This window comes from Sorangium sp. So ce385 (assembly GCF_051474135.1).
GTDB classification, from domain to species: Bacteria; Myxococcota_A; Polyangia; order Polyangiales; family Polyangiaceae; genus Sorangium; species Sorangium cellulosum_D.
The window spans coordinates 8,340,853-8,353,555 of record NZ_CP150337.1 but is presented as its reverse complement, the minus strand read 5'-3'; the positions used below and the strand labels follow the sequence as shown (position 1 = coordinate 8,353,555).

At 75.6% G+C, this 12,703-nt stretch carries 5 protein-coding genes; 2 read left to right on the top strand and 3 right to left on the bottom strand.

The genetic code is table 11. From position 1 onward, the window contains the following. Positions 1-94: 94 nt before the first annotated feature. Positions 95-655 carry a pyridoxamine 5'-phosphate oxidase family protein gene (locus tag WME83_RS30310; RefSeq protein WP_437313188.1) on the bottom strand — a complete coding sequence of 187 codons (561 nt, stop codon included), beginning with the start codon at positions 653-655 and terminating at the stop codon, positions 95-97. Positions 656-779: 124 nt separating this feature from the next. Beyond that, positions 780-1,931 (bottom strand): hypothetical protein, encoded by a 1,152-nt coding sequence (locus WME83_RS30305; RefSeq protein ID WP_437313187.1) that lies wholly within the window; start codon positions 1,929-1,931, stop codon positions 780-782. Between the two features lie 338 nt (positions 1,932-2,269). Between WME83_RS30305 and WME83_RS30300 the strand changes: the two genes are divergently transcribed. After that, positions 2,270-4,021: a protein kinase domain-containing protein gene (locus WME83_RS30300; protein ID WP_437313186.1), complete on the top strand. Its 1,752-nt coding sequence runs from the start codon at positions 2,270-2,272 to the stop codon at positions 4,019-4,021. A 23-nt stretch (positions 4,022-4,044) separates the two neighbouring features. On the opposite strand, the gene WME83_RS30295 is transcribed toward WME83_RS30300, so the two are convergent. Beyond that, positions 4,045-5,541 carry a sigma 54-interacting transcriptional regulator gene (locus WME83_RS30295; protein WP_437313185.1) on the bottom strand — a complete coding sequence of 499 codons (1,497 nt, stop codon included), beginning with the start codon at positions 5,539-5,541 and terminating at the stop codon, positions 4,045-4,047. Between the two features lie 732 nt (positions 5,542-6,273). Between WME83_RS30295 and WME83_RS30290 the strand changes: the two genes are divergently transcribed. Further along, entirely contained in the window at positions 6,274-12,579 is a 6,306-nt protein-coding gene (locus tag WME83_RS30290; RefSeq protein ID WP_437313184.1) for a pentapeptide repeat-containing protein, read from the top strand. Positions 12,580-12,703: the final 124 nt, after the last annotated feature.

Genomic DNA, 12,703 nt, shown 5'->3' with positions numbered 1-12,703 from the left:
CCGCGGCTCGTGGCCACAGGACCGCCATGCTCGCGCGTGCGGGGTCATGCCTCCCACCGGCGAGCGCCCGGCGGGGTCGCGCCGGGGCCGCGGATCAGTCGTCTCCGGGCGGCTGGGGCAGGCCTGGCAGGCCGTCGATGCTCGCCGCGTTCTTCTCTCGCCGGTACCGCGAGAGCCCCTCTTTCCCCTTGCGCTCTGCCCATTTCGACAGCGTGTCTCGCTCTGCCTCGTAGGCCATGCGCGGCACGGCGTATCCGCACGACGTGCCGACACGCTCGAGCGCGACGCGGATCACCGACCGGACGCCCGGGAGCTGCGGAAAGAGGCCCGCCAGCGCGTCGAAGCGCGGATCGCCGGGGAAGACCGGCTCGCCGCGGCCGTACAGGCGCACGATGCGGGGCGGGCCGGAGAACGCGCAGAACATCAGCGTGATGCGCCCGTTGTCGCGGAGGTGCGCGATGGTCTCGACGCCGCTGCCGGTGAGGTCGAGGTAGGCCACGGTCCGGGGGTCGAGGACGCGGAAGGTGTCGTGTCCCTTCGGCGACAGGTTGACGTGCCCGCCGCTGCCGGAGGGCGCGGAGGCGACGAAGAAGAGGTGTTGCTCGGCGATGAAGGCGGTGAGGTCGTCGTCCAGCTCGGAGAAGGTCTTTCCCATGGATCCTCGGGGCGGAAGGCGCGCGCGAGGGGGGCGCCGCGCGCGGGGTGATCGGAGCCGTAGCTTGCGGTCGGGCCACACAAGGCGCCACTGGAGCGAGGCTGTTGGTCCCGCGGTGCGCCGTTCAGGGGCTCAGATCGCCGTTGAACGTGAAGCCGGTGCCCAGCGGGATCATGATGCGCTGGATCATCGGCAGGTTGACGTGCGCGCGCTGCGCGCCGTTGTCCAGGCCGCGCCCCGTGCAGCCGGAGAACGCGACATGGATCGCGCCCTTGCCGGCGGCGTCCTCCACGAGCAACACCGCATCTGCCGGGGGCGGCGCGGGCGGGTGCAGGCACTGCTTGGGATCGACATCGGGGTTGGGCCCGGGCCTCGACGCGTTGAGGGCGGCGGCCAGCGCCGCCGCCTCTCGCCCGGACAGGCGCGCGGAGGTCCGCAGCACATCGCCCCTCGGGCCGTAGTAACAGATGGAGATCGATGCCGGGTCGCGAGGCGCCATGGCCGAGCCCGCGCCGGGGTGCGCCGCCTTGGGAGGGCGCCTGTCAGGGCAGCCGTTGTGATCGACGCCGACGAGCTGCGCGCTGTCGAGGATCCGGCGGGTGATCTCGGGATCGTGGGTCCGGACCGAGATCAGGATCTGCCGCGACGGGATCCTCAGCCAGCCGAAATGGCGCCCGTCCGCGCCCCGCCCCTCCGTGCGCTCGGCGCTCACGCCGCCGAGCGACACGTCGCGGCGCGTGAACTCCGGGCCCTTCTTCACCTCTTCCGGTGCATCGGCGCCGATCTGCGCGACCTGCTTCGTCGGCTTCTCCGGCGTCAGGCACCCGAGCAGTAGCCCCTGTGCCCGGACGACGGTGGGCTTGTCAGTCATGTTGCAGCCGTAGTCGTTGACGGCCCAGCCCGCCGGAACCTCGATCTGCACGCCGAGGGAGCTCTCGAACCGCCACCCCGCGGCGGCCGCCGGCGGCGGTGTCGCGGCCGGCGGCGGCGTCGCGGCCGGCGCGGCGCTGGCCGCGGGCGCGGCGCTGGCCGCGGGCGCGGCGCCGGCGCTCGCCGCGGCGCTGGCGACGGGCGCGGCGCCGGCGACGGGTCTGGCCTCGGCAGCGGTCGTCCCTGACCGGTCCGGCGCGGCGCGCGCGCAGCCCGCGATCCCCAGCCCGAGCGCCCCGGCCGCGAGCACCCCCGTCAGGGCGCATGCGGCCTCGCGCCACCTCCGGACCGGGCGTCGCTGCCGCGGCGGCGCGCCGAGGTCGCCCCCGCCGGCTCCGGTCCACACGCGCGCTCTCGTTTCGCTGTCTCGATCTGCGTTGGCCATCGCTGTCTCTCACCCTTCGCGCGGCGGAGCGGAACCGCCGCGTCCCCCCACCTACGCACGCGCTCCTGCATCGATCTCCGGCCCCTCGCCCCGGGTTCGCCGCCTGCAGACGAGCAGGAAACCAACGGGGGAAAGCACCCCTCCTGCGGGGCGCACGCAAGGTAGAAAGCGGACGTCGCGCGAGCGCCGCGCACCGGAGCCGCCATGACCGGGCGCTCTCCCGCATGAGCCTGGCATCGAAAATGCAAGCGCTGCCACGGACCCGGGCTCGGGCCAGGGTCCAACGCGCCTGATTGGACATGCTTCTCGTGGACGCTACGACGTTGAACGGCAGGTACACCCTTGGCCGGCTGATCGGCCAAGGGGGGATGGGGGCCGTTTACGAGGCCGAGGACGTCGCGCTGCAGCGCCGCGTCGCCGTGAAGGTCCTCTCCCCGGAGCTCGCCCACGGCCGGTCCGCCCTGGGCCGGTTCGAGCGCGAGGCGCGGGCCGCGAGCGCCATCCGGACCGAGCACATCGTCCGCGTGCTCGACGCCGACGTCGACCAGGCGACGGGCTCGCCGTTCCTGGTCATGGAGCTCCTCCGCGGCGAGGACCTCGCGCACCTCCTCGACCGCCTCGGCCCGCTGCCCCCCAGGCTCGCGCTCCGGATCGTGGCCCAGGCGTGCGTCGGCCTGGAGCGGGCGCACGAAGCCGGGGTCGTGCACCGGGACATCAAGCCGGCCAACCTGTTCCTCGCGCGGCGCGAGGGGGGCGGCGGGCTCGTCGTCAAGCTGCTCGACTTCGGCGTCGCGAAGATCCGGCCAGCCCACGATCCTCGCCGGGATACCACGGGGCTCACGTGGTCCGGGCACGTGCTCGGGACGCCGCGCTACATGTCCCCCGAGCAGGCGCGGGGCATCAAGGACATCGACCATCGGACCGACCTCTGGTCGCTCGGGGTCGTGCTCTACCGCGCGCTGGCCGGTCGAACGCCGACCGAGGACGTCAAGGCGGTCGGCGAGCTCATCGCCGCCCTGGTCGCCGACCTGCCCGCGCCGGTCCAGGACTTCGCGCCGTGGGTCCCGCCCGAGGTCGCCGCGGTCATCGACGGCGCGCTCCAGTACCAGCCGGCCGACCGGTATCCGAGCGCCTCGGCGATGCGCGACGCCCTCCTGCCGCTGCTCGGGGAGGACCCTCTCTCGCTGGACGAGAGCCTGCTCGTCCCCCTGGCGCCCTCCGAGCGCCTGACGGTCGCCCCGCGGTTCGAGCCGCGGGTGAGGGCGCGCGCCCCCCGGCGGCCGGCGGGCGGCGCGGGCGGCGCGCAACGGTGGAGGGACCTCCCGCTGGACAGCGGGACCGCGACCCCGGACGAGCGGACGCTCAGCCGGGACTACGGCGTCCTCGGCGCGCCGACGCTCAGCCGGGACTACGGCGCCCACGGTGAGCGGACGCTCGGCCTGGACCACGGCGCCCACGGCGAGCGGACGCTCGGCAGGGACCGCCGCGTCGACGAGCGACCGAAGCGACCGCCGAGCGAGCCCGCGCCGCCGCCGCACCGGGACCGGACCAGGTTGCGGCTCTCCGCCTTCGCGCTGCTCGCCGCGGGCCTCGGCGGGGCCGCGATGCCCTGGCCGGCCGGCGCGCCCGGCGCGGCGTCCGCCGGGGGGCTGCGCGCGATCCGCGGTGCGCTGGAGGCGCCCTCGGTCGAGCGCCCGGCGCCCTCGCCGATGCCGGAGGCGTCCCCGTTCGAGCGCCGGATTGGGCGGGCGATCGCCTCCGGGGAGGCCTCGGCGGAGATCGACAGGGCTCCCGCGGCGCGGAAGGACGGCATGGCGGCGCTGCCCGGGCTCCCGGGGGAGGTCCACGACGTCCTGAAGGGCGATGGGGACGCCGAGGTCATCGTCGCCGACGCCGGCGCCGCCGCGGCGAAGCGGAAGCAGGCATCGCGTCGGGCTTCCGGGAGCCCGGCGCGGAAACCTCGGCCCGCAGCGGCGGCGAGCGCGGCGCCTGCCGCGGCGCCGCCCCCCACGGACTCGAGCAACCCGCTCCTCCCCGAGCGGTTCGAATAGCCGGTGTCGACCGCCGCGTCGGTTCAGCGGAAGTCGTCGACGTTCATGTTGTACCGCCGGATCCACCGGTGCACCTGCGCGCGATCTCTCCCGAGCTCGCGCGCCACCGCGGCGACGTTGCCCCGCTGCTGCACCAGGAGCTCCCGCAGCACCTTCTCGTCCGGGGAGGCCCGCGGGGGTAGCGTCCCCCGCAGCGCGTCGGCCCCCTCGCGGGCCGAGGGCGCCGCCTCGTCCTCCGGGGCCAGCGTGGCGCGGGCCCCGTCCGCGGGCGGCGGCTGCGACGCGGAGGTCCGCGCGCCGTAGCTCCGCATCCGGTCCCGGATCTCGTCGCTGAGGTCCTCGACGTCGAGCTCGGCGTTGCGCGCCCTGGCGGCCCAGCGCTTGATGAGCGCCTCGAGCTCCCGCACGTTGTAGGGAAAATCGTGGTGGAGCAGGCCCGCCATGAACGCCATGCCGGGGCGCGCCTCGGGCCGACCGTGGCGCTTCGCGAGCGCGACGCACAGCGAGAAGATGTCTTCCTTGCGCTCGCGCAGGGGGGGCAGCGTCATGCTGAACTCGTTCAGGCGGGCGAACAGATCGGCGCGGAAGGCGCCCGCCTGCTGGAGCGCGTCGAGGTCGCGGTGGGTGGCGGCGACGATCCGCACGTCGACCTGCTCGGGCTGCGACGCGCCGAGCGGCATGACCTCCTTCGACTGGATCACCCGGAGGAGCTTCGCCTGCGCTTCGAGCGGCATATCCCCGATCTCGTCGAGCAGGAGCGTGCCCTGGTGGGCCGCGCGGAGGATGCCCACCCGGTCGCGGTCGGCGCCCGAGAAGGCGCCGCGCCGGTGTCCGAAGAGCTCCCCCTCGATGAGGGCGGCGGGGATCGCCGCGCAGTTGACGACGTGGAGCGGCCCGCGCCTGCCGCTCCAGTCGTGGAGCTGCTCGGCGAAGATCTCCTTTCCGGTCCCGCTCTCGCCGAGGATCAGCACCGACAGCTCGCTGCGCGCGATCTCGCGCAGGCTCCCGGCGAGGCGCTGGCTCTGGTAACCGCCGACGATCCGGCTCGTCGAGGCGCGCGGCCGGGGCTTCGCCGGCGCGTCCGGATCGTCGAGATAGGCGCCGTCGATGCGGTAGTGCGCGTAGCTCTCGGCGTCGCTCTCGACGAACTTGAAGATGGCGTCGCCGATCCGGATCTCGTCGCGATGGGCGAGGACGGCCTTGGTGACGAACTCGCCGTTGTGCAGCGTGCCGTTGCGGCCGCCGAGATCGAGGAGCTGCCAGACGCCCCCGCGCCGCTCGATGCGGGCGTGCAGGCGCGACGCGGTGCGCGTCGGTACGCAGATGTCCGCGCTCGGATCGCGGCCGAGGACCGAGCCCGACTCGGGCAGGGCGTACGCCGGGCGAAACTGCTCGTAATTGGGCGCATAGAGCAGCACGATGCCCGCCCCCGAGCTCACGTGTCCGGTGACCGGCGTGCAGATTTGCATCGAGGCTGTGGTGCCGAGGCTCTTCGTCGACGGCCATCTGTCGCCGGGCATTGCGTGGACGATGCTACCAAAGCTCCTCTCCGCGCGCGCGCTTTGTTCCGTCCAGATCACGCGCTCACAGCGTCGTTCCTGTGCGACACCGCGGCAGATTCTCATTCCGCGGGCGACCCGGGCTTGCGATGGCGGAAGAAACGCCGGCGACCTCTGCTGTGCTCGATGCGACAGCGGACTGCGGCGCAGGCGGCGGCGACGCGCCGTCCTGCGGGACAGCGGCGCAGCGATCTCGGTGGATGTCACCGTGAAGGCGTGCCTGGCACGGCGACGTGCGTGCCAGGGCACAGCGAAGGCGTGCCAGGGCACCCCGGCCTGCCCACGCCGGCTGCCGCGCGCGCTCGCCGCCGGCGTGTCGGGCATCCAGCGGGCGCCGCGCCTGCGCCGGAGCGACGCTGTCGCCGAGAGCGGCGACGCCGCGCCCCACGCCAGGCCAACGTTGGCCCCGAGGACGGCGACGTCGGCCCGCCCCGCGCCGCCCACGCGCCCCGCGCCGCACCCACGCCGGCGCCCTCTCCGGAGCCTATTGCAGGGCCCCACGCTTTGGCCGCACCATGCGTGATGTGGCCTGGGGAGAGGCACGGCGCGGCGCAGCGCAGCCCTGCCCGGCATCGCGGGGGGTAAGGCAATCTTGTTGATCTCGGCGACGACGGTCCCTTCGAGGAGCTCCGTGACCACCTCGTCCCTCCACGGCCGCGCGCCCGCGCCGGCCGAGCGCCTCGGCGCGGGATCATGACCGCCTCCACCCCGCCGCTCCCCGCCTCGATGGCCCCGTTCCTCGGCAGCTTCCGCGAGGTGCTCCGCGTCCTCCAGCGCACCCCCGGCTTCGTCCTGCTCCCCGTCGAGATCCCCGGCCCGGACGTGGCCCGCGCGCTCGGCGACTTCCTCACCCGCGAGGGGCGCCGCGCGCTCGTCATCGAGCCGCGCCGCGACGAGGCCACCTGGAAGGACCTCGTCTCCGCGCTCTACAAGGCGGAGCCCGAGCCGCGCGGCGTCGTCGTCCTCGTCGGCTCCGACCCCCCGCCCGCGGCCGCGCGCGAGGGGCTCCGGCTCCTCAACCAGCACCAGCGGCACGACACGCTGTCGAGCCGCCTCGGCTGCCCCCTGCTCTGGTGCGGCCCGCCGGCCTTCCTCGCCCTCTGCCGCGAGGAGGCGCCCGACTTCTGGGCCATCCGCACCCCCGAGATCCGCCTCGCCGACGAGCCCTCGCCCGGCGCCCCCGAGCCGCGCGCCCTGGAGATCGCCGCCCAACGCCCGGGCGCCGCCGCCTGCTCGCTGCGCGCCGCGCCGCACGGCGCGGCCGAGCCCGCGGCGGAGCAGCTCCTCCGCCAGGCCACCGCCGAGCGCCGCCGCGGCCACGCCGTCGCCGCCGCGGCGACCCTCGGCGCCCTGCTCGCGCGGCCCGGCGCCGCGCCGCCCCTGCGCCTGCGCGCCCAGCTCGAGATGGCCGGCCTGCTCGAGGACGGCGGCGACCTCGCCGCCGCCGAGGCGAGCTACCGCGAGGCGCTCGCGCTCTCGCGCCAGGTCGAGGACCGCGAGGCCGAGGCCCGCGCCCTGATCGGCGCCTTCGGCATCGCCGCGCGCACCGGCCGCGCCGCCGAGGCCGAGGCGCCGCTCGCCGAGGCGCGCGCCATCGCCGAGCGGCTCGGCGACCGCGCCCTCGAGGCGTCCGCCGTGGCCGCCCAGGCGCTCGCGGCGACCGGACGGCACGACGCCCAGAAGGGCCGCGAGCGCATCTCGGAGGCCAAGGCCCTCTACGCCGCGGACCCGCAGAGGGACGCGGCCTCGGGCGGGGGCCCGGGCGCCGAGCGGGACGTCGGGCACGTGGACGTGCTCGTCGTCACGGCGCAGAAGGACGAGCTCGACGCGGTCCTCGCCGAGGGCGCGGCCGGCGACGGCGAGGCCGGCGACCGGGGGTGGCGCGAGCTCCGCGACCTCGGCGGCCTCCGCTACTACCGGCGCACGCTCCCGAGCGCGCGCGGCGGCCTGCTCGTCGTCGCCGCCGCGTGGATCGGCGCGGCGGGGCAGCGCACCGCCGTCATCCGCGGGCAGCACCTGCTCGCCGAGCTCGACCCGGCCTGCCTCGCGATGTGCGGCGCCTGCGCCGGCGACCCGAGGAAGGTGTCGCCGGGCGACGTGATCGTCGCCGACCAGCTCTACAGCTTCGACCACGGCAAGCGGGCCGCGCCGCCGGGCGGCGAGGCGGAGCTCTTCCACGACCTCTGCACCTTCAACCTCCAGGCCGCGTGGAAGATGGACGCCGCCTACCTCGCGCGCGAGCTCGACCTCTCGGCGCTCTCCCGCGCGCGCCCGCCCTCCCGGTCGGCCGCCCGGCGCTGGCTCCTGCACGCGCTGTACGCGCACGAGGCCGAGGGCGGGCCGACGCCCGTGGCGCACCCGGACCGGCGGCGCGCCTGCCCGGGGTGGACCGCGCGGCTCAAGGAGGCCCTCGAGGACGGCCTCGTCTCGATGAAGGGCGGCGCCCTCGCCCTCACCGGGGCGGGGCGCGAGAAGGTGCTCGAGGAGCGGCTGCTCTACCCCGACGCGCTGCCGGCCGATCCGCCGCTCCGCGTCCGCGTCGGCGCGATCGCCAGCTTCTCGGCGGCGCTCGACGACCCGGACATCTGGGACCGGCTCCAGCGGGTCGTGCCGGGCACGCTCGGCCTCCTGGCCGGGGGCGCGGCCCTCGGCGACCTCGCGGCGCGCTTCCAGCGGCGCTCGATCCTGATGCGGGCGGTGGCCGACCCCGCCGGGCGCGACGGGCGCGACGGTGAAGACGGCCTGCGCGCCTTCGCCTGCCGCGCCTCGGCGGCCGCGCTGCTCGCCTTCCTGCAGCAGCACCTCGCGCCCGAGCCGCGGATCGAGCGCGCCTCCGCGCCGGACCTGCGCGAGCCGGCCGAGGATGGCGAGCGCCCCCACGGCGAGCGGGAGCGCGTGTTCGACGACCGGCGGGACAGCTTCCTCGACCGCGTCGAGCGCGTGGCGCTCCTGCGCGATCCCGGCGCGACCGTGACCCGGCACCGCGCGCCGCCGCCGTTCGCGGGCGCGCTCGAGGTGGCGGTGCCGGACGGCCGGCGCGTCGACGTCCGCGTGATCGGCGTCCTCGACCGGTCGATCACCGAGGAGCTCGTCACGCGGTACGTCACCGAGGTCGAGCACCGCTTCCGGCAGCAGGACCCGTACCTGCGCTCCACGCTGGTCCACACCGACCCGCCGGCGCCGCCCGATCTCGCCCGGAGCGCGGCGCGCCGCGGCGTCGTGCTGAAGAGCTTCTCCGAGGTCCAGGGGCTCATCGACTTCGGCCGCTACCTCGCGTGGCAGACCGAGCGCGTCGAGGCCGACCCGTCGTACCCGCCGTCGCTCTACGTCGAGCAGCCGGCGGTGGTGAGCCTCGGCGATCGCGAGAAGAGCGCGACCGAGAGCGCGCTCGACGCGCTCTGGAAGCTGCTCGACGCGCCCCACCGCCGCTTCGCGCTGGTGCTCGGCGACTTCGGCGCCGGCAAGACGTTCCTCCTGCGCGAGCTCGCCCGGCGGATGGCGCGGGACCGGCACCCGCTCGTGCCCGTGCTCATCGAGCTCGGCCGCATCGAGAAGCAGCGCTCGCTCGACTCGCTCCTCGCGCAGCACTTCGCCCTCGCGAACGAGCCGGTCGACCTGCGGGCCTTCCGGTACATGCTGGCCGAGGGGCGGATCGCGCTCCTCTTCGACGGCTTCGACGAGCTCGCCCTGCGGCTCACCTACGACCGCGCGCTCGAGCACTTCGACACCGTGGTCCAGGCGGCGGAGGGGATCGCCAAGGTCGTCGTGACCAGCCGGACGCAGCATTTCCTCACCGATCCGCCGATCAAGCGGGAGCTCGCCCGGCGGGCCGAGCAGCTGCAGGGCTACCGCCTGGTGCAGCTCCAGGGGTTCGGGGAGAAGCAGATCCGGCGGTTTCTGGGCAACCTGAGCCCGGAGCCCGCCGAGGCGGAGGCGCGCTACCGGCTGCTCCACGAGGTCAAGGACCTGCTCGGGCTGTCCGAGAACCCGCGCATGCTCGGGTTCATCGCGAAGATCGAGCCGGACAAGCTGCGGCAGGCGAAGGCGCGGACCGGGACGATCACGGCGGCGAAGCTGTACGAGGTGCTCGTCGAGCAGTGGCTCGATCTCGAGCACGCGCGCGCGAACCCGCCGGGCGCGCCGCGGGGCATCCCGCGCGACGCGCTGCGGGCGGCGATGACGGCGCTGGCGCGGCTGCTCTGGGAGCGGAGCTCGCGGTCGGTCGGGCTCGGCGAGCTGCCGGAGAGCCTGATCCGGAGCGCGCAGCCGGCCGACGCGCCGCCGCTCGAGCGGGGGATCGTCGAGCACCTGCTCGGCTCGGGCTCGCTGCTCGTGCGGGACGCGGAGGGGTCGTTCTCGTTCGTGCACCGGTCGGCGCTGGAGTGGCTGGTGGCCGAGGCGGCGGCGCGCGAGGTGAAGGCGACGGGCGACAGCGCGGCGCTCGGGGCCGACGAGATGAGCGAGCTCATGGTCGACTTCTTCGTGTCCCTCGCGGGGCGCGGGGCGGCGGCGGCGTGGGCGCAGCGGATCCTCCGCGGGGCGGCCGAGGGGAACGCCAAGGACAACGCGCTGCGCGTCGCGCGCTGGCTGGCCAAGGACGACGGGGCCCGGGAGGACGGGGGCGGGGCCCCTCCGGACGGCCTCGACGTGGCCGGCGTCAACCTGGCGGGGCAGGACCTGAGCGGGTGCAACCTCGCCTGCGCCGACCTGCGGAAGGCGGATCTCACGCAGGCGAACCTCTGGAGCGCCACGCTGGTCGAGGCCCGGCTCGCCGGCGCGTCGCTCGGCGCGGCGCAGCTCTCGAGGGCGGATCTCACCGGCGCCGACCTCGCGGGCGCGGATCTGCGGGGCGCGGATCTCTCGTTCGCGCGGCTGGTCGGCGCGGATCTGCGGGGCGCGGATCTCACGGGCGCGCAGCTGCGCGGCGCGAAGCTCGTCGGCGCGCGGGGGGTGCCCGCCGCGTCGCTCTCGGCGGACGGCGCGGCGCCGCCCCGGCCGCGCGAGGCCGACGCGATGTGGGCGCCGGTCTCGCCGTGCAACGCGGTGGCGTGGAGCCGGCTCGGCGATCTCCTGGCGGCGGGCCACGAGGACGGCTCGGTGCGGCTCTGGGACGCGGTGACCGGGCAGGCGATCCGGGCGATGCACGGGCACCTCGGCGCGGCGATGAGCGTGGCGTTCAGCCCGGATGGGCTCTTGCTCGCGTCGGGCTCGTCGGACAACACGGTGCGCCTCTGGGAGGTCCGGACCGGCCGCGCGGTGCGCGCGTTCGAGGGGCACACGCTCGGGGTGCGCAGCGTGGCGTGGAGCCCGGATGGCCAGACGCTCGCGTCGGGCTCGTCGGACAAGACGGTGCGCCTCTGGGAGGCCGGGACGGGCCGCGTGCTGCGCACGTTCAAGGGGCACACGCTCGGGGTGCGCAGCGTGGCGTGGAGCCCGGATGGCCAGACGCTCGCGTCGGGGTCGTCGGACAAGACGGTGCGCCTGTGGCGGGTCCGGAGCGGCCACGCGCTGCGCACGTTCGAGGGGCACAGCGACTGGATCCTCGCCGTGGCGTGGAGCCCGGACGGCCAGGCGCTCGCGTCGGGGTCGTCGGATCGGACGGCGCGGCTGTGGGACGCGGGGGGCGGCCGCGCGCTGCGCACGTTCGTGGGCCACACCGACTGGGTGTTCGGGGTCGCCTGGAGCGCCGACGGCCGCACGCTGGCGTCGGGGTCGCTGGACCGGACGGTGCGGCTCTGGGAGGTCGGGACCGGCCGGGCGATCCGCAGGTTCGAGGGCCACACGAAGGGGGTGTGCAGCGTGGCGTTCAGCCCGAGCGGCCAGACGCTGGCGTCGGGCTCGCGCGACAAGACGGTGCGGCTCTGGGAGGTCGCCCGGGGTCATGCGCTGCGCAGCTTCGAGGGCCACACCGACTGGGTGCTCGGGGTGGCGTGCAGCCCGGAGGGTCAGGTGCTGGCGTCGGCGTCGGACGACAAGACGGTGCGGCTCTGGGAGGTCGGGAGCGGCCGGGCGATCCGCACGTTCAAGGGGCACACGCTCGGGGTGCGCAGCGTGGCGTTCGGCCCGGATGGGGTGACGCTGGCGTCGGGCTCGGACGACAAGACGGTGCGGCTCTGGGAGGTCGCCCGGGGCCGGCTCCTGCGCTCGTTCGAGGGGCACGCGCAGGCGATCCGCAGCGTGGCGTTCAGCCCGGATGGCGAGATGCTGGCGTCGGGCTCGGACGACCGGACGGTGCGGCTCTGGGAGGTCGTGAGCGGCGGCGCGGTCCGCACGCTGGAGGGCCACGCGCACCGGGTGTGCAGCGTCGCCTGGAGCCCGGCGGGGCTGACGCTGGCGTCAGGGTCGGACGACCGGACGCTGCGCCTGTGGGAGGTGGGCCGGAGCCGGGCGATCCGCACCTTCGAGGGGCACACGGACGGGATCCGTGGCGTGGCGTTCAGCCCGGATGGGGTCCTGCTCGCGTCGGGGTCGGACGACCGGACGGTGCGGCTCTGGGACGTGGGGAGCGGCCGTGCCCTGGGCTGCCTGGAGGGGCACACGCGCGGGGTGCGCGGGGTCGCGTTCAACCCGGCCAGCCAGATGCTCGCGTCGGGATCGTCGGACAAGACGGTGCGGCTCTGGGACGTGAAGCGGGGCCGCGTCCTGCGGACCCTGGAGGGCCATAAGGCGTCGGTGCAGGGCATCGCCTTCAGCCCCGACGGCGCGCTCCTCGCGTCGGCGTCCGCGGACGGCACCCTGCGCCTGTGGGACGTGGGCACGGGCGGGTGTCTCGCGATCTTGCTGCCCTGTCCCGAGGGCTGGGCGGCGTTCAGCCCTGACGGCCGTTACAAGCTCGGCGGCGACATCGGCGGGTCGTTCTGGCACGTCATCGGCCTGTGCCGCTTCGAGCCGGGCGAGCTGGATCCGTACCTGCCGAGCCCCCTGCGCATCCCGAGCGAGGCGCCGCTCGTCGCGCACCCGCGGCCGGTGGCGCTGCCCGCGAACGGGGCGGCGCGGTAGGGCGGGGGGCAGCGTGGGCCGCCAGGCGGCGGCGACGTAGAGCTCGGCGACCAACCCCCGGTTGGGCCAGCACCCGGCGCCGCATGTGGCGCGGGCGATTGTCACGCCGGAACCGTGCGATGTC

What these genes read in the sequence shown, in the direction of transcription:
- WME83_RS30290 (WP_437313184.1), top strand. Translation starts at nt 6,274, where the DNA reads ATGACCGCCTCCACCCCGCCGCTCCCCGCCTCGATGGCCCCGTTCCTC.
- WME83_RS30295 (WP_437313185.1), bottom strand. Translation starts at nt 5,541, where the DNA reads ATGCCCGGCGACAGATGGCCGTCGACGAAGAGCCTCGGCACCACAGCC.
- WME83_RS30310 (WP_437313188.1), bottom strand. Translation starts at nt 655, where the DNA reads ATGGGAAAGACCTTCTCCGAGCTGGACGACGACCTCACCGCCTTCATC.
- WME83_RS30300 (WP_437313186.1), top strand. Translation starts at nt 2,270, where the DNA reads ATGCTTCTCGTGGACGCTACGACGTTGAACGGCAGGTACACCCTTGGC.